This window comes from Gordonia hankookensis, from assembly GCF_014673215.1.
Lineage (GTDB): Bacteria > Actinomycetota > Actinomycetes > Mycobacteriales > Mycobacteriaceae > Gordonia > Gordonia hankookensis.
The window spans coordinates 575,165-592,155 of the sequence record NZ_JACWMS010000003.1 but is presented as its reverse complement, the minus strand read 5'-3'; the positions used below and the strand labels follow the sequence as shown (position 1 = coordinate 592,155).

The window sequence follows — 16,991 nt, the reverse complement described above, 5'->3', positions numbered from 1 at the left end:
TCGGGGCGGCGATCGGGACGCCTTCCCAGCGGGTAGGTTGGTGAGCCGTGAGCGCGACGACACGGCAGAAGATCTTGATCACGGGCGCGAGTTCCGGTCTGGGCGAAGGCATGGCACGACAATTCGCGGGCAAAGGCCGCGACCTGGCACTCTGTGCGCGCCGTCTCGACCGGCTCGATGCGCTGGCCGACGAGCTGCGACCGACCGCAGGCCGGGTTGCCACGGCTCGACTCGACGTCACCGACACAGATTCGGTCCCGGGGGTCTTCACCGCGCTCGCCGACGAGATCGGCGGACTCGACAGGGTCATCGTCAACGCGGGGTCGGGCAAGGGCGCGCCGATCGGAACGGGGATGGCGTCGGCGAACATCGAGACCGTGCAGACGAATCTGGTCGGCGCTCTGGCACAGGTCGAGGCCGCGATGGAGATCTTCCGGGCGCAGGATCACGGACATCTGGTGCTGGTCAGCTCGATGAGCGCGGTCCGCGGACTGCCCAGGGCGCAGGCGGCGTACTCGGCATCCAAAGCGGGCCTCGCCACGCTGGGGCAGGGGTTGCAGGCGGAGTTCGCGGGCTCCGCGATCACCATCTCGGTTCTCCTGCCGGGATATATCGAGACCGACATCAACCGCGGAGTCGAGACCGCCATGATGACGGGCACGGAGCAGGGGGTCAGGGCGATGGTGTCTGCCATCGAGAACGAATCCTCGTGGGCGCCGGTGCCGCGTTGGCCGTGGATACCGATCGCCGCGGCGCTGCGTCATCTCCCGTCGGCCATCACCCGCCGTATGGTCTAGACAGCGGGTCTGCGCCGCACGGGTCAGCCCGGTGCCGGTGTCGGTGAGCCTGCCGACGGGGGTGGCGCGCCGGCAGGCGACCAGACGACCGGCGACGACTTGTAGTCCAGCGCGGGATCTCCCGTCGTATCGGCCCAATAGATGACCTGACGGAGTCGCTGACCCGGGTCGGCCACCGCGACCAGACAGGTCGCATACGATTCGCCGCGCCGCATCTGGGGCGGCGGCGTGGTGACCGGGCATTTTGCCAGACCCGGGTCGGGGGACATCGTCAACGCGGGAGTCCTCCCGTCCGCGCTCGCACTCAGCCCCATCACACCCGGCGCCGCTCCCGCCCTGGTCGCGAGCGATGTCACCGTCACATAGACGTAGTAGGGGGCGCCGCCCCTGGTGGTGTTCTCGGGTACGCCCTCGGCCGGGGTGATCCCGGTGACCGTGTACATCGCCAGTGACCCCGTCTCCGCGAACGCATCGGCGGGCAGTACGGCATTCTCCCCGAAGGTGAGTCCGGTGCCCGGTGCGGAACGGGCGCTCTGTCCGGCCGGCACGATGACCGCAGCGCTGGTCGGAACCGAGGTCGGCGGCTCGACGTCGGCCGTCGTCGACGTCGCGCACGCCGCGGTCGTCAGCGCAGCCACCAGGCACACCGCAGGCAACACGCGGCGGGTCGCATACATCACCGTGGGTGAGAGTCTCACGTTGCGTAAGGTAACCGATGTGTCGGCAAAGCAGGGGCAGGTTGTGGCCAATGGCGCGTTTCAGTTGTTCGGTGAACGCCGTCGTGACGAGATCGGTGACCTTCTGACGGACATCTTCGGGCGCGACGATGTGACCGCGCTCGGCGCGGACTGGCGTGGCATCGTCTATTTCACGCTCGACGACGACTCGGAACTGGCATCGGACACCGTGGTCGGCTTCGACGCGTCCAGTGGCAGCAGCGGTCCGCTGACCTCGGTCGACGAGGTTCTCGATGCCGTGCGCACCGGCGACATCGCCGACGCGGTCGACGTCGCCAGTTTCGACGCCTGGCGTACGGCCACCGGGCGGCGGTCGATCGACATGGGCGACTGTGTGCCGCCTTCGGTATTCGAGTTCATGGGTGGCGATCCGGCGGAACGTTCCACGGAGCCACAGGATCTCATCACCTTCGTCGCGGTGGCCGCGGCGCTGGTGGGCCGCATGGAAGCTCTCGGTATGGAGCCCGGTGACGAGATCCCCGACGAAGTGTTCGACGAAACTCGCTGGCAGTAATCGTCACCGCGCGCGGCCGCGATGCTCGCGATACCATCGTACGAGCTCGTCGGTCGACGAATCCTCTTGTGGCGCAGGCGATTGTGCCTCCACAATGATCCCGAGCAGTTCTTTGGCCTGCGTCTTGCCGAGTTCGACGCCCCATTGATCGAACGGGTTGATACCCCAGATCATCCCCTCCACGAACACCTGGTGCTCGTACAGGGCGATCAGCTGCCCGATGACCGACGGGGTCAACCGGGGCGCGAGGATCGACGTGGATGGTCGGTTTCCGGGCATCACCTTGTGTGCCAACACATTCGGCGGGACACCCTCGTCGGCGATCTCGTCGGCGGTCTTGCCGAAGGCCAGCACCTTGGTCTGCGCGAAGTAGTTGCTCATCAGCAGATCGTGCATGGAGCCGGTTCCGTCGGCGGTCGGCAGATCGTCGGTGGGTTCGGCGAAACCGATGAAATCGGCGGGGATCATGCGGGTGCCCTGATGGAGCAGCTGATAGAAGGCGTGCTGCCCGTTGGTGCCCGGTTCACCCCAGAACACCTCGCCGGTGTCGGTGGTGACGTGATGGCCGTGTGCGGTGACGGATTTGCCGTTGGACTCCATGGTCAGCTGCTGCAAATACGCTGCGAAACGGGCCATGTCGTCGGAATAGGGGAGCACCACACGCGACTGGGCATCCCAGAAGTTGTTGTACCAGAGCCCGATCAGGCCCAGGATGACCGGCGCGTTCTGTTCGAGGGGCGCGGTGCGGAAGTGGTGGTCGACGACGTGGAACCCGGAGAGGAAGTCGGCGAATCGCTCTTTGCCGATCGCGGCCATCACCGACAGGCCGATCGCCGAGTCCACGGAGTAGCGGCCGCCCACCCAGTCCCAGAACCCGAACATGTTGACGGTGTCGATGCCGAACTTCGCGACCTCGTCGGCATTGGTGCTCACGGCGACGAAGTGTTTGGCGACCGCGTCGTCGCCTGCGCCGAGTTCCTTCAGGAGCCAGGTGCGCGCCGCCGCCGCGTTGGTCAGAGTCTCGAGTGTCGTGAACGTCTTGGAGGCGATGACGAACAGCGTGGTCTCCGCGTCGAGTTCGGCAAGGGTGCCGACCATGTCGGCCGGGTCGACATTGGACACGAAATGGCAGTGGATGCCTGCGTCGACATAGTGACGCAGCGCCCGATAGACCATCACCGGGCCGAGATCGGAGCCGCCGATACCGATGTTGACGACGTCGGTGATGGGTTTGCCGGTGTGCCCCTTCCACTCTCCGCTGCGCAGCTTGTCGGTGAACGCGCCCATGGCGGTGAGGACTTCGTGGACGTCGGCGACCACGTCTTGTCCGTCGACATGCAGCGAGGCGTCGGCCGGTAGACGCAGTGCCGTGTGCAGGACCGCGCGATCTTCCGAGGTGTTGATGTGTTCGCCTGCGAACATGTCGTCGCGACGATCCTCGAGCCCGACCTCGCGCGCGAGGCTCGCCAACAGTTCCAGGGTCTCGCGCAGCACGCGATGCTTCGAGTAGTCGATGTGCAGATCCCCGACGTCGACGGTCAATTCCCGCCCGCGATCGGGGTCGACCGCGAAGACCTCGCGCAGATGCATCGCGTACACGTGTGGCTGATGCGCGGCGAGTGCCTGCCAGGATTGGGTCGCGGTGATGTCGTCGTGGTCGCTCGTGTCGAAGTCACTGCCGGAGACGTCACTCATGACGTTCACCCTATGTCGTCGGCGCGGCCCGCGGGGCCTGACATCAGCGGTCGGCGTCCGGCGGCGGGACGGTTCCGCAGGCGAACCAGGCGCGAGCGCTCAGCGTGAACGGTCCGTCCGGTAGCTGCGGGCGGCAGAGGTCGCGTACCCGCTCCTGCTGGTCGGTTGGCAACGCTGCCAGGTGTGCACCGGCCGGTCCGACGCCGAAGGTGAACGGCTGCCAGAAGTCATCGAAGTCCGTGTAGTCGGCGTGAGCGATCAGTGCGCCGTCGACGACGTCGTGCAGACCGATCCGGCGTAGACGGGTGGCGATGTCGCCGCGGCCGACACCCACCCGCATACGCTCGCCGACGACGGCTGGGTCGAGCTCCCGGGCGCCTGCCCAGAAGGTCTCGAGCATCGTCATGCCGCCCTCGTCGAGGTCCCACATACACGCGGCGACCACCCCGCCCGGGCGCGTGACGCGTGACATCTCGCGCAGGCCCTGATCGGCGTCGGTCATGAAGCCGACGACCAGGCACGAGAACGCCGCGTCGAAGTCGTCGTCGGGCCATGGCAGTGCCTCGGCGGTGCCCTGACGGACGTCGGCATCGGGATATCGCTCGTGACAGGCGGTGACGAACTGGGCAGCCGGGTCGATCGCCGCGACGTTCTGCTCCCCCAGCAGCCGGGCGAGGACACCCGTCAGACCGCCCGGCCCGCAGCCGACGTCGAGGACCCGCTCAGCCTGGTCAACCCGCGCAGCGTCGACCAGGGCGGGCGCAAGTGTCCGCGTGTAGCGGCCCATGAAGCGGTCGTATCCGTCGGCGGGCGACGTGAACATGACGTCCACTCAACTCCGACGTGAGCGCACGGTCAATGGCGCCGGTCGTCGTGGTCTGAGGGGAATGCGGCAGTTGCGAGAAGAGCGCTGTGCGGCAGCAGTTTCGTGTGAGTCGCCCTCAGCGCCCGAGGGGGCCGCGCCCGAGACGCAGCAGCAGCATCGCCAGCGTGTGGCCTTCCTGCCCGAGTTCGGCGAAGCGGTCGAGGACCTTCACCTCACGACTGTGGACCAGGCGTGGCCCACCCGAGGCCATCCGGGCGGCCCCGATCTTCTTGGACACGGCCGACCGGCGTTTGACCGCGGCCAGGATCATCGCGTCCATGCGATCGATCTCGCCTCGCAGCACATCGATGTCGTCGGGCAACGTCGTGACGTCGGCGGACAGGTCGTAGGCAGCCACGTCGAAGCCGGTCGTGGTGCCCGCATCGTCGCCGACCTCGTCGTCGGGGGTGTTGGCGTCAGTCACCCGATCGATTTTGCCACGGGGTCCGATGGCCGTGAGACTGGAGCCCATGCTGAGCAGGGGGACAGTGTCGTCGGTTGCCATCGCGTTGATTCTCATACAGCTCGTCGTCCGCGGATGGCTGGCCGCAACCGGCAACTTCTACTGGGACGACCTGGTGCTGATCGGTCGCGCATCCACGCTCCCGATCCTCAGCTGGGACTATCTCGGACACAGCCACGACGGGCATTTCATGCCTGCCGCGTTCCTGCTGGCGGGCCTGTCCACGGTGATCGCTCCGGTGAACTGGCTGGTGCCGGCGATCAGCATGATCGTGTTGCAGGCCATCGCCTCGCTCTCGGTGTGGCGGATGATCCGGGTGATCGCCGGACCGCGAGCTGGGGTGGCGGCGCTCGCCGCGCTGACGTTCTACCTGTTCAGCCCGATGACCGTGCCGGCGTTCGCGTGGTGGGCGGCCGCACTCAACACCTTGCCGATGCAGGCCGCGATGGCCTGGATCGTCGCCGACGCGGTACTGCTGACCAGGTCGCGGGGCCGTCGACCTGACGCCCGGATGATCGTGATCCGGTCGTCGGTGGTGTTCGTCATCGCTCTGACGTTCTTCGAGAAGTCGCTTTTCATCCTTCCGGTGGCATTCGTCGCGGCCGTGCTCGCCGCCCGTTTCACCGGGCGTCCGGACGACGACGCCCCGCCGGAGATCGACAGCGAGGGCGATGCCGGTGCCGCTCGACCGGATAGTGCCCTGATCAGGGCATTCACCGGTGCGCGCGCACTGTGGGCGTCGCTGGGGGTCGTCTTCGTGGCGTGGGCGGTGGTGTTCTTCTCCGTCTCCGACGCCACCGCGGGGCAGCACTCGGCGACGCAGACAATGCGGCTGGTGTGGCGGTCGATCAATGACGCGGTCATCCCGTCACTGGTCGGCGGACCGTGGGAATGGGAGCGCTGGGTGCCGAGCCCGCCGATGGGATTCCCGCCGGTCTGGATGATCGTCCTGGGCTGGGTGGTCCTCGCGGCGCTGGTGTGGTGGGCCATCACACGACGTCGGGGCGCGGGTGCGGTCCTGCTCTGCACGGCCGTCTACGTCGTCGGCGCCCAGATCCCGGTGTTGTGGAACCGATCGAGCGCCAACACCGCACTCGAACTCGCCCAGACCATGCGGTATCTCCCCGACGCCGCGCTCGTGATCACCATCGCGATCGCTCTGATCGTCGCGTCGCCGGCAACCGCACCCGGCGAGGCCGCGCGCCACGGCGGCGCCACGGAGGCACGGCGACTGGCCCCGGTCATCGTGCCGCTGGCCGGTGCGCTCGCCGTGGTGTCGGCGGTGATCTCGTTGGTGTCCTTCTCGACGTCGTGGCGCGACGATCCGACCGGGGACTATCTCGCGAACGCGAAGCGCTCGCTCGCCGCGAACCGGGATCATCCGATGTTCGATCAGTCGCTTCCGCTGGAAGTGCTCCTGCCCGTTGCGTATCCGAACAATCAGATCAGTCACACCTTCGGGCGTGTGCGGGATCGTCCGGATTTCGCTGCGACCACCGACCGGCTGAACGTTCTCGACAACGCAGGCAACATGGTGCCCGGCGCCGTCACGCCCGCTCGCACCGTCCGGCCCGGCCGGGGGTCGTGCAGCCGACCCGAGGTGACCGGGCCGCGGCGGCTCGTCCTCGACGGTCCACTGCTGCAATGGCGTTGGACGGTCGCGGTCAGCTACTGCGCCGACATGGACGGCGACGTCGACATGGCGCTCGACGGCGGCCGCACCGTTCGGGTGCCGGTGCGCGCCGGATTGCACGTCGCCTATGTCCAGCTCGAGGGCAGGGGGCGGCATGTCGACGTGCGGCCGGTGACGCCAGGGCTCACGCTGCACACCGGGGAGGGGCGAGTCGGTGAGGTCGCCGAGGCCAGGCTCGTCGGCTGAGCCTGCTCTCAGACGCCGTTCTGCGGTCGGGGACGACCCCCAGGGGACACATGATCGCGTGGAGCGGGCGAGCCGGTCCGGTCGTGTCGCAGCCCCGGAGTAACCTGAATCCCGATGACAAGCTCCACCCGCGAAACGGCCCAGACCTCCCAGGACTCCGGCACCGGAACCGCGTCCGACGATCGCACCGCCCGTCTTCTCGACGGTCTCAACCCGCAGCAACGGGCGGCGGTCCTGCATGCCGGTGGGCCGTTGCTGATCGTGGCCGGCGCAGGTTCGGGCAAGACGGCGGTGCTGACGCGCAGGATCGCCTACCTGCTGGCCGAACGCGACACGACGCCCGGCCAGATCCTGGCGATCACCTTCACCAACAAGGCCGCCGCCGAGATGCGCGAGCGCGTGATAGATCTGGTGGGCCCGCGCGCCGCGTACATGTGGGTGTCGACGTTCCACGCCACCTGCGTACGGATCCTGCGCGCGCAGTCGGCACTGCTCGGCGCGCGTAACTCGAACTTCTCGATCTACGACGCGGATGATTCGAAACGGTTGCTGGGCATGATCATCCGTGACATGCAGCTCGATCCGAAGAAGTTCAGTCCGCGTGGCGTCTCGGTCAACATCTCGAATCTCAAGAACGAGCTCATCGATCCCGATGCGGCGTTGGCCGCGGCGTCCGACGCCGAGCCCTCGGTGCTGGTGGTGGCGCAGATCTATGCGGAGTATCAACGCCGCCTGCAGACCGCGAATGCCTTCGACTTCGACGATCTGATCGGCGAGACCGTGGCGCTCCTCCAGCGTCATCCGGAGGTCGCGGAGCACTACCGGCGCCGGTTCCGCCACGTGATGGTCGACGAGTACCAGGACACCAACCACGCTCAATACGTCTTCATCCGCGAGTTGGTCGGCGACGAGGACTCCGACTCGCCGGTGCCGCCGTCGGAATTGTGCGTGGTCGGCGACGCCGATCAGTCGATCTACGCGTTTCGCGGCGCGACGATCCGCAACATCGAGGAATTCGAACGCGACTTCCCGAACGCCGAGAGCATCCTGCTCGAGCAGAACTATCGCTCCACCCAGACGATCCTGTCGGCGGCGAACGCCGTGATCGCGCAGAACGCGAACCGCCGCGAGAAGCGATTGTGGACCGATTCGGGGGACGGTGAGCTGATCGTCGGTTACGTCGCCGACTCCGATCGCGACGAATCGTTGTTCATCGCAAAGGAGATCGAGGATCTCACCGACTATTCGATCGGCGGCTCGTCAAGCCATTCGTACTCCGATATCGCCGTGTTCTATCGCACCAACACGGGGTCCCGATCGCTCGAGGAGGTCTTCGTACGGCACGGTATCCCGTACAAAGTGGTCGGCGGGACCAAGTTCTACGAGCGCAAAGAGGTGCGCGACATCGTCGCCTACCTCCGGGTGGTCGCCAACCCCGACGACTCGGTCAGTCTGCGACGCATTCTCAACACCCCGCGCCGCGGTATCGGAGACCGGGCCGAGGCCTGCGTGGCGGTACATGCGGAGAATCGGGGAATCGGTTTCTACGAGGCGCTCGTCGAAGGTGCGGCAGGAGACGTGCCACTGCTGAACACCCGTGCGGTGAAGCAGATCGGTGGATTCGTGGATCTCATCGAAGGTCTGCGCAACGACTTTCTCGCGACCTTCGGCGCGGCGGGTGAGGCGAGCGAGGATGTCGCCGTCGTCGACGCCACGGAGGAAGGCGCCGACATCGGTGAGCTCGTCGACGCCATCGTCGAGCGGACCGGCTACCGGACCGAGCTCGAGGCCTCCCGCGACCCACAGGATGGCGCCCGCCTCGACAACATCAACGAATTAGTGGCAGTGGCAAGGGAATTCAGTGCCGATGCCGCCGGGCTGTCTGCCGACGACACGACCGATATCGACGACGATGGGATCGACGGACCTCCGGACAACGACGGCGAACCGGAGCCCGGATCGCTCGCGGCCTTCTTGGAGAAGGTCTCACTCGTCGCCGACGCCGACCAGGTGCCCGACGAGGGTGAGGGAGTGGTCACCATGATGACGCTCCACACCGCCAAGGGCCTCGAGTTCCCGGTCGTGTTCGTGACGGGTTGGGAAGACGGCCACTTCCCGCATCTGCGCGCGCTGGGGGACCCCGCCGAGCTCAGCGAGGAACGACGGCTCGCCTATGTCGGGATCACGCGTGCCAAGGAGCGTCTCTACCTCACCCGATCGGTGATGCGGTCGTCCTGGGGTCAGCCGGTGTCGAATCCGGAATCCCGCTTCCTGCAGGAGATCCCGCAGCATCTGCTGGATTGGCGACGGACCGAACCGCGCCGCGCGGCGAGCAGGCACCTGTCCTCGAGCGGCGGAGTGTTCGGTCGTGGTGACTCGGGCTTCGGGGGCGGCGGCTTCGGTGGCGATCGCGGAAGGTCGTCGTACTCATCGGACCCGACGCGGGGTCGGAACAAGCAGGTGCACTACGACGTCGGGGACCGCATCAGTCACCCGAAGTACGGCATGGGCAAGGCGGTGGCCAAAGAGGGCAGTGGTGCGACGGAACGCATCACCTTCGACTTCGGCGGGAAGGTCGGACGGGTCACGCTGCTGACCGCAGGAGGGCTTCCGGGCGACAAGCTCTAGGCCCGGCACCCGACGGCCGGTCCGTCGACTTCTCGCGGAGAACGACCGACCAGGTCGTCAGGGTGGATCAGCCGCTGAAGTTGGCGAGCTTCACGCCGTGCTCGGCGAGCCAGGGTGCGGGATCGATCTTGGTGTTCCCGTTCTTCCAGACCTCGAAGTGGCAGTGCGGGCCGGTCGAGAAACCCTCGCTGCCGACGAGTGCGATGACATCGCCCGCGGTGACGTGCTGGCCCTTCTGGACCAGTACACCCGACGATGCCATGTGGCCGTACATGGTGATCGTCCCGTCGGCGGCCTGGACCTGGACCCAGTTGCCGTAGCCCGATGCGGGACCGGCCTCGACGACGACACCGTCGGTGGCGGCGTGGATCGGGGTGCCGAGGGGTGCGGCGAGGTCGATCCCGCCGTGGAAGCTACCCCAGCGGTTCGCGTACGTGGATGTGAAGTCGTAGTTGCCGAGCGGGATGGGCGACTCGAACAGCGGACGACGGAGAAGGTTCTCGCGCTGCTCTTCGGCGGCGGCGCGCTGCTTGCCCACGGCCAATTGGTCGGTGAAGGTGTTCATGTCCTTCGCCGGGGTGGCGGTCGCGACGCCGGGCCCGAGGTCTGGTGCCTCGCCGGTCGTGTCGACGTTGGCGGCATTCGTCGGTGTGGTGGGCGTGCTGTCGGTGGAACCGACCTGTGCGACCGCGGCGACGGCGGCGCCGGCCGCCATGGCGATGAGCGCAGCGCGGCCGCCCTTGAGGGCGGCCGGGGGAGCGCTGATGCGGTGCTTGCCACCGCGGCGGACGAAGCCGCCCTGGGTGGTGCGTGTGCGGAAGGGCTTGTCATCGGAGATGTACAGCGGGCGCTCGTCGCTGCCGGCAACGCTCTCGAGCGAGAAGCTGTCCGGGCGGGCGCCGTCGACGTCGAACGGCTCGTCGTGCTGATAGGCGTCGAACTCGCTCTCCGGGATCAGGATGTCCTGGGTGATCTCGGAGCGGGTCGGATGGTAGGAGCGGTCCCACGTACCCGAGTCCCACGTCGTGTCGCCGTCGGTGAAGTCGTCGATCGGGATGATCGTGGTGACGTCCGTGGCGGAACGGTCTTCGGTGAAGCGGGCTGAGGACTGCCCGGTGGTCGTGACCGGTCGGTCCGGATTACCGCGTCCCGTCAAGTCGTCCACCTCATCTCTTTGCTAACGAGGACTATCGGATTGGCGACCGTAATCCTTTTGTGACCAACTGACAGCCGACGGTAACGAATTGATTGCGCCAAGTCCAACGGTGCGAGCCCAAAACCTGTGGATATGTGAGCCGCATCACTGTGCACTCGCCGTGATGTCGACCACTGTGAATTCGGAATCCACATGGGTGCACCCGTGTTCGGTCTCGCCCCCTCGCCAACCGGTTCATGAGATCACGTCCCGATCGGGCCGCGATCGGCAGGGTGGTGAGGTGGGCAAGGGTCGACCGAGCGAGTGATCTGTCGCACATGCGGCGGGTGCGCCGACAGGGGCCATACGCGGCAGGTTTAAAGTCCGATATGGCCCGCAATACACCCCTGCGGTGTTACATCCTTCTGCGGACAAACCTACGAGATGGTGAGCTGAATGGATCTCTTCGAATACCAGGCGAAGGAACTTTTCGCCAAGCACGAGGTGCCCACCTCGGCCGGCCGCGTTACCGACACGGTTGCCGGGGCACGGGAGATTGCTGAGGAAATCGGCAAACCGGTGATGGTCAAGGCCCAGGTGAAGGTCGGGGGCCGCGGCAAGGCGGGCGGTGTGAAGTACTCCGCCGACGTCGACGCCGCGGTGGCGAACGCCGAGTCGATCCTCGGCCTCGACATCAAGGGACATGTCGTCAAGAAACTGCTGGTCGCAGAGGCGAGCGACATCGCCGAGGAGTACTACATCTCCTTCCTGCTCGACCGCACCAACCGCACCTACCTGGCCATGTGCTCCGTGGAGGGTGGCGTCGAGATCGAGGTCACCGCCGAGGAGAATCCTGACGCTCTCGCCAAGATCCCCGTCGACGCCGTCAAGGGCGTCGACCTCGCATTCGCTCGCAGCATCGCCGAGGCAGGCAAGCTGCCCGCCGAGGTGCTCGACGCCGCGGCCGTGACCATCCAGAAGCTGTGGGAGGTCTTCATCAACGAAGATGCTCTCCTGGTGGAGGTCAATCCGCTGGTTCGCACCCCCGACGACCAGATCCTCGCGCTCGACGGCAAGGTCACCCTCGACGCCAACGCCGACTTCCGTCAGCCCGGGCACGAGGCGTTCGAGGACAAGGACGCCACCGATCCTCTGGAACTCAAGGCCAAGGAGAACGACCTCAACTACGTCAAGCTCGACGGTCAGGTCGGGATCATCGGCAACGGCGCGGGTCTGGTCATGTCGACCCTGGACGTCGTCGCGTACGCCGGTGAGGCGCACAAGGGTGTCAAGCCCGCCAACTTCCTCGACATCGGTGGCGGCGCATCGGCCGAGGTGATGGCCGCCGGCCTCGATGTGATCCTGGGTGACGAGCAGGTCAAGAGCGTTTTCGTCAACGTGTTCGGTGGCATCACCGCCTGCGACGCGGTGGCCAACGGCATCGTCGGTGCGCTGGACAAGCTGGGCTCCGACGCGAACAAGCCACTCGTCGTTCGCCTGGACGGCAACAAGGTCGAAGAAGGCCGCAAGATCCTGGCTGATGCGAATCACCCGCTGGTGACGCTCGCCGAAACGATGGACTCCGGCGCCGACAAGGCCGCCGAACTGGCGAGCAAGTGAGGAATTGAGCCATGTCGATCTTTCTGAACAAAGCGAACAAGGTCATCGTCCAGGGCATCACCGGCGGTGAAGGCACCAAGCACACCGCCCTGATGCTCAAGGCCGGCACCAACATCGTCGGCGGCGTCAACGCGCGCAAGGCCGGCACCACGGTGAGCCACGACGGCGGCGTCGAGCTGCCCGTGTTCGGCACGGTGGCCGAGGCGATGAAGGAGACCGGCGCCGACGTCTCGATCGCGTTCGTGCCGCCGAAGTTCGCCAAGGACGCCATCATCGAGGCCATCGACGCGGAGATCCCGCTGCTGGTGGTCATCACCGAGGGAATTCCGGTGCAGGACAGCGCCTATGCGTGGGCCTACAACGTGTCCAAGGGCAACAAGACCCGCATCATCGGGCCGAACTGTCCCGGCATCATCACCCCGGGCGAGTCGCTGGTCGGCATCACGCCTGCCAACATCGCGGGCACCGGACCGATCGGCCTCGTGTCGAAGTCGGGCACCCTGACCTACCAGATGATGTACGAGCTGCGTGACATCGGCTTCTCCACCGCGATCGGTATCGGTGGCGACCCCGTCATCGGCACCACGCACATCGACGCCATCGAGGCCTTCGAGAAGGACCCCGACACCAAGGTCATCGTGATGATCGGTGAGATCGGTGGCGATGCCGAGGAGCGCGCGGCCGATTACATCAAGGCGAACGTCTCCAAGCCGGTTGTCGGTTACGTCGCGGGATTCACTGCGCCGGAAGGCAAGACGATGGGCCATGCCGGTGCCATCGTGTCCGGCAGTTCGGGTACCGCGCAGGCCAAGAAGGAGGCGCTCGAGGCCGCAGGCGTGAAGGTCGGCAAGACGCCGAGCGAGACCGCCAAGCTGGCCCGGGAGCTCTACCAGAGCCTCTGAGAACCAGCACGACGTATCTGCAGCCGTTGTTCCCTTTTGTCGGGAACAACGGCTGCAGTTCGTTCGGGGGCTACGATTCGTTTGTGGGCCAGGACAATGAGGTACCGCGGGAGGTACTCGTCGCGGCGGCGATCGGTGCGGCGGCGCTTGCGGGTCGGGCGACGGTCGCGTCGGCCGCCGTCGTGGCATCGGGAATCCGTCTGGGCCTACGCCTGCCGGTGATCGGAGCACTCGGAAGGCGGGGAGTCGACCGGCTGGCGGCAGGCGGTGAGCAGGTACTCGAGGCGCTCCCGGATGTCATCGGCCGTGTGCGAACCCTTGTCGCGGTGATCGTCTCGAGCATCGTGGCCGAACTCGACCTGACCACGCTGGTGCGTGAGAACGTCGATCTGAACGAGGTCGCCGCCGGCCTCGACATCGAGGCGATTCTCGACCGCGTCGATCTCGACGCGGTGATCCGTGACCGGGTGAACCTCGACGCGGCGGTGGCGAATGTCGATCTGGATGCAGTGGCCGGTGGCATCGACATCGACGCGATCGCAGCGCGAATCGACGTCGACGCGATCCTGAACCGGGTCGACCTCATCGGCCTGGCCAACGAGATCATCGAGGGCGTTGACCTGCCCGACATCATCCGTGACGCGAGTACCTCCGTGACCTCCGACGTGATGACGGACGTGCGAAGCACAAGTGAGCGCGCCGACGACGCCGTGGCCGGGATCGTCGGCCGGATTCTGCGGCGCGCGCCGGAGGTCCCACCCGATGAGTGACACCTTGCATCCCCGGGCGCATCCCCCGGCCATCCACGACAGCAGCAAGAACGCCGGAATCGTCAGCCGCGGTGTCGCGGCATTTCTGGACCTTCTGGTGGTGCTCGCGATCCTGAGTGGTGCCTACCTCGGCTTCGCCATGGTGCGACTCCTGTTCAGCATCCGCGACTTCTCCTTCCCGCAGCCCAATGCGGTGTTCACGGCAACGGGTTTCATCGGGGTGTCGATCGCCTATCTCGCGTTGTGCTGGGCGGTCTCGGGACGCACGCTCGGATCGGTCGTGATGGGTCTGCGTGTGGTGAACCACAAGGGTGACCGCATGCGTCCGGTGGGTGCACTGCTGCGCGCGCTGATCTGCGTGTTCTTCGCCATCGGGCTGGCGTGGGTGGCGGTGGACCGGCGGCGCCGTTCGGTCGCCGATGTCGTGCTGCGGACGCGAGTGGTCTACTCGCGCTGAGCTGGTCCGATCTCCGATTCGGATTTCAATGCGGCCAAACCCTTTTCGAAGTCCTTCCCGATCAGCTTGTCGAACAGTCCCAAGGGGCCGGCGATCCGCGAGAACAATGAGTGCGGTCCGGTCATCGTCCAGGTGATCTCGGTCTGCGCGCCGCGGGGCGCCAGGGTGAAGACACTGTTGCTGGTCGACTTCATCGGCTTCTCGAAAGCGACGGCGACAGCGACACGGGTGGGCTCGGTGACGTCGGTGATCTCCATGGTGCCCTTGCCGGCCTTGCGGTTTCCCGCCCAGGAGTATCTCGCACCCACACCGCTGTCGGCCCCCGCATGCTCGCGAGTGAGGTCGGGGTCGAGGCCTTCCCACGGGGACCACCGCTTCCACTCGTGGAAGTCGACGATGAGCGGGTAGATCTTCTCCGGTTCGGCAGCGATCGTGGCGGTCCGCGTCACGGTGTAGTCGGACATGGTGAGCTCCTGTCGGTGAGTGTGTCTGCGATTATGACCGCCGCAGGCCCCACGGATCATCGGTCCGAGCCGTTTGTTCCCGAATGGTCGTCTGGCGGGCAGCCCACACTACGATGTGAGGGTGACCGATCGCGCGCACCCCGACGCCATCAGTCTGGTCGAATCGCTGTTCGATCAAGGCACATTCGAGGCATGGGACGATCCCGTCGGCTGGGAGCCGGCCGACCCGGGATATCGCTCCTCGCTCGCCCGGGCGCATGAGCGCACCGGGCTGGATGAATCGGTGGTCACCGGGTCCGGTCGCGTCAGCGATGTCCGAGTGGCCGTGGTGGTCAGTGAATTCGGCTTCCTCGGAGGGTCGATCGGTCGCAGCGCCGGAAGGCGGGTGGTCGCCGCGATCGAGCGGGCGACGCGGGAGCGGATTGCGGTGCTGGCCCTCCCGGCGTCGGGCGGAACCCGGATGCAGGAGGGAACCGCGGCATTCCTGCAGATGGTCGCGATCACCGGCGCGGTCAACGCGCACAAGGCGGCGGGGCTGCCCTACCTGGTGTATCTCCGACATCCGACGACCGGCGGGGTGTTCGCGTCGTGGGGATCGCTGGGACACGTGACATGGGCGGAGCCGTCGGCACTCGTCGGTTTCCTCGGTCCCCGTGTCTACCAAGGGCTGTACGGGGAACCGTTCCCCGAGAACGTACAGACGTCGGAGAATCTGCACCGACGAGGTCTGGTCGACGCCGTCGTGCCGGCCGAGCGTCTCGGCGGGCTCGTCGGGGAGACGCTCGCGATGCTGTCGTCGAGAGTGCGCGGGCCGGGCGGGACGGGGAAGGCTGCAGCCGGGCCGATCTCGGAGCGTTCGTGGGCGGGGACCGCGTGGGAGGCGGTGCTCGCGACCAGGGCGCGGGATCGGCCCGGGTTGAGTGAGTTCTTGGCGACGGACGGCACCGTGGTACTCCGCGGTGATGCACCGTTGTGGTTGGCACTCCACGGTTTCGGCGGCAATCCGGCCGTGGTGATCGGGCATGACCGGCGGAAACAGGCGGGCGGGGAGCTGATCGGGCCGGTCGACCTCCGAGTCGCGCGCCGCGGGATGGCCATGGCTTCCGACCTGGGATTGCCGGTGGTCACCGTCATCGACACCCCGGGCGCCGAGTTGTCGGTTGCTGCCGAAGAAGCCGGGCTGGCCGCCGAGATCGCCCGCTGCACAGCCGAACTCGTGTCGGTCCCGGTGCCGACCATCTCAGTTCTGCTCGGGCAGGGGGCCGGCGGGGCGGCACTGGCGCTGTTTCCGACGGACCGCCGGATCGCGGCGACGGACGCGTGGCTGTCGCCCCTGCCACCCGAGGGAGCCAGCCTCATCGTGCACCGTGACACCGACCACGCGGCGGAGTTGGCCGCCGACCAGGGCATCGCCGCAGGCGCCCTCTACGCCGACGACACCGTCGACCTCCTCGTCGATGTGACCGCACCCGACGGGATGACCCGGCTCCGATCGGTGATCGCCGCGGAACTGACCTCGGGGCCGACGCCGTCGGACGCTTGTCGGACCCGCGTCCCCGGAGGTGGCGGGTGACCCGGCGTGTCGTGGGGGTCGGAGCGGTCGTCTGGGATTCCGCCGACCGGCTGCTACTCGTGCAGCGCCGGTATCCGCCACAGGTCGGCCGCTGGAGCGTGCCCGGCGGGAAGGTCGAAGCGGGGGAGACGCTCCCCGCCGCGGCCGCGCGCGAGGTCGCGGAGGAGACGGGTCTCGTCGTCGATGTCGGAGCGGAGGCCTGGGTGGTCGACATCCCGGGCGACGACGACGTGGTGTACGAGGTCCACGACTTCGTGGCCGAATACCGTTCGGGCACGATCCGTGCGGGCGACGATGCGGCGGATGCCCGGTGGGTGGAGGCGCACGAATTGGCCGAATTGCCCCTGACCGACGGATTGGTCGATCACCTACGTCGGTATGGTCTGCTGCGCTGAGATTCCCGAGCGGTGCCATCACCGCCGGTCGGGGACCGGCATCGACATCGTCGCCGCACGCGGCCAAGCTGGAGAGTGGTCCCACGATGGCCGATCG

16 protein-coding genes are annotated in these 16,991 nt (G+C 66.9%); 10 read left to right on the top strand and 6 right to left on the bottom strand.

Going from position 1 to position 16,991, the window contains the following annotated elements:
- The first annotated feature begins 47 nt into the window (after positions 1 to 47).
- Complete coding sequence (locus tag IDF66_RS17180) at positions 48 to 797, top strand: SDR family oxidoreductase (RefSeq protein ID WP_190267870.1); 750 nt, start codon at positions 48 to 50, stop codon at positions 795 to 797.
- A 23-nt stretch (positions 798 to 820) separates the two neighbouring features.
- Here the strand turns inward: IDF66_RS17180 and IDF66_RS17175 are convergent, their stop codons facing one another.
- On the bottom strand, positions 821 to 1,495 hold the full coding sequence (locus IDF66_RS17175) for a hypothetical protein (RefSeq protein WP_317628741.1): 675 nt from the start codon (positions 1,493 to 1,495) through the stop codon (positions 821 to 823).
- Positions 1,496 to 1,514: 19 nt separating this feature from the next.
- Between IDF66_RS17175 and IDF66_RS17170 the strand changes: the two genes are divergently transcribed.
- Entirely contained in the window at positions 1,515 to 2,048 is a 534-nt protein-coding gene (locus IDF66_RS17170; protein WP_190268060.1) for a hypothetical protein, read from the top strand.
- Positions 2,049 to 2,051: 3 nt separating this feature from the next.
- Here the strand turns inward: IDF66_RS17170 and pgi are convergent, their stop codons facing one another.
- The 3 genes from pgi to IDF66_RS17155 all read right to left on the bottom strand — a co-directional run bounded on the left by pgi (position 2,052) and on the right by IDF66_RS17155 (position 5,032).
- Entirely contained in the window at positions 2,052 to 3,743 is a 1,692-nt protein-coding gene (gene pgi, locus IDF66_RS17165) for a glucose-6-phosphate isomerase (RefSeq protein ID WP_190267869.1), read from the bottom strand.
- A gap of 43 nt (positions 3,744 to 3,786) precedes the next feature.
- Complete coding sequence (locus IDF66_RS17160) at positions 3,787 to 4,566, bottom strand: class I SAM-dependent methyltransferase (RefSeq protein ID WP_190267868.1); 780 nt, start codon at positions 4,564 to 4,566, stop codon at positions 3,787 to 3,789.
- A gap of 118 nt (positions 4,567 to 4,684) precedes the next feature.
- Positions 4,685 to 5,032: a chorismate mutase gene (locus IDF66_RS17155; protein WP_190267867.1), complete on the bottom strand. Its 348-nt coding sequence runs from the start codon at positions 5,030 to 5,032 to the stop codon at positions 4,685 to 4,687.
- A 46-nt stretch (positions 5,033 to 5,078) separates the two neighbouring features.
- Here IDF66_RS17155 and IDF66_RS17150 point away from each other — a divergent pair, with 46 nt between their 5' ends.
- Positions 5,079 to 6,950: a hypothetical protein gene (locus IDF66_RS17150; protein WP_190267866.1), complete on the top strand. Its 1,872-nt coding sequence runs from the start codon at positions 5,079 to 5,081 to the stop codon at positions 6,948 to 6,950.
- A 114-nt stretch (positions 6,951 to 7,064) separates the two neighbouring features.
- Positions 7,065 to 9,578 carry a UvrD-helicase domain-containing protein gene (locus IDF66_RS17145; protein ID WP_190267865.1) on the top strand — a complete coding sequence of 838 codons (2,514 nt, stop codon included), beginning with the start codon at positions 7,065 to 7,067 and terminating at the stop codon, positions 9,576 to 9,578.
- 67 nt (positions 9,579 to 9,645) lie between these two features.
- On the opposite strand, the gene IDF66_RS17140 is transcribed toward IDF66_RS17145, so the two are convergent.
- The gene (locus IDF66_RS17140; protein ID WP_190267864.1) at positions 9,646 to 10,743 is read right to left on the bottom strand and encodes a M23 family metallopeptidase; all 1,098 of its coding nucleotides are present in this window, start codon (positions 10,741 to 10,743) and stop codon (positions 9,646 to 9,648) included.
- A 426-nt stretch (positions 10,744 to 11,169) separates the two neighbouring features.
- On the opposite strand from IDF66_RS17140, the gene sucC reads away from it, so the two are divergent.
- From sucC to IDF66_RS17120, 4 genes are all read left to right on the top strand, one after another.
- The gene (gene sucC, locus IDF66_RS17135; RefSeq protein ID WP_164306438.1) at positions 11,170 to 12,333 is read left to right on the top strand and encodes an ADP-forming succinate--CoA ligase subunit beta; all 1,164 of its coding nucleotides are present in this window, start codon (positions 11,170 to 11,172) and stop codon (positions 12,331 to 12,333) included.
- 11 nt (positions 12,334 to 12,344) lie between these two features.
- Positions 12,345 to 13,235, top strand: a complete 891-nt coding sequence (gene sucD / locus IDF66_RS17130; RefSeq protein WP_164306437.1) for a succinate--CoA ligase subunit alpha — start codon at positions 12,345 to 12,347, stop codon at positions 13,233 to 13,235.
- A gap of 83 nt (positions 13,236 to 13,318) precedes the next feature.
- Complete coding sequence (locus tag IDF66_RS17125; RefSeq protein WP_317628740.1) at positions 13,319 to 14,005, top strand: hypothetical protein; 687 nt, start codon at positions 13,319 to 13,321, stop codon at positions 14,003 to 14,005.
- Entirely contained in the window at positions 13,998 to 14,462 is a 465-nt protein-coding gene (locus tag IDF66_RS17120; protein ID WP_190267863.1) for an RDD family protein, read from the top strand. The genes IDF66_RS17125 and IDF66_RS17120 overlap by 8 nt, the downstream gene beginning before the upstream one ends.
- Here the strand turns inward: IDF66_RS17120 and IDF66_RS17115 are convergent.
- Entirely contained in the window at positions 14,450 to 14,926 is a 477-nt protein-coding gene (locus IDF66_RS17115) for an SRPBCC family protein (protein WP_190267862.1), read from the bottom strand. The two genes, IDF66_RS17120 and IDF66_RS17115, sit on opposite strands and share 13 nt — an antisense overlap.
- Positions 14,927 to 15,047: 121 nt before the next feature.
- On the opposite strand from IDF66_RS17115, the gene IDF66_RS17110 reads away from it, so the two are divergent.
- Together IDF66_RS17110 and IDF66_RS17105 are read left to right on the top strand one after the other, a co-directional pair.
- Positions 15,048 to 16,499 carry a carboxyl transferase domain-containing protein gene (locus IDF66_RS17110; protein ID WP_190267861.1) on the top strand — a complete coding sequence of 484 codons (1,452 nt, stop codon included), beginning with the start codon at positions 15,048 to 15,050 and terminating at the stop codon, positions 16,497 to 16,499.
- Positions 16,496 to 16,894, top strand: a complete 399-nt coding sequence (locus IDF66_RS17105; protein WP_317628739.1) for an NUDIX domain-containing protein — start codon at positions 16,496 to 16,498, stop codon at positions 16,892 to 16,894. Before IDF66_RS17110 ends, IDF66_RS17105 begins: the two co-directional genes overlap by 4 nt.
- Positions 16,895 to 16,991: the final 97 nt, after the last annotated feature.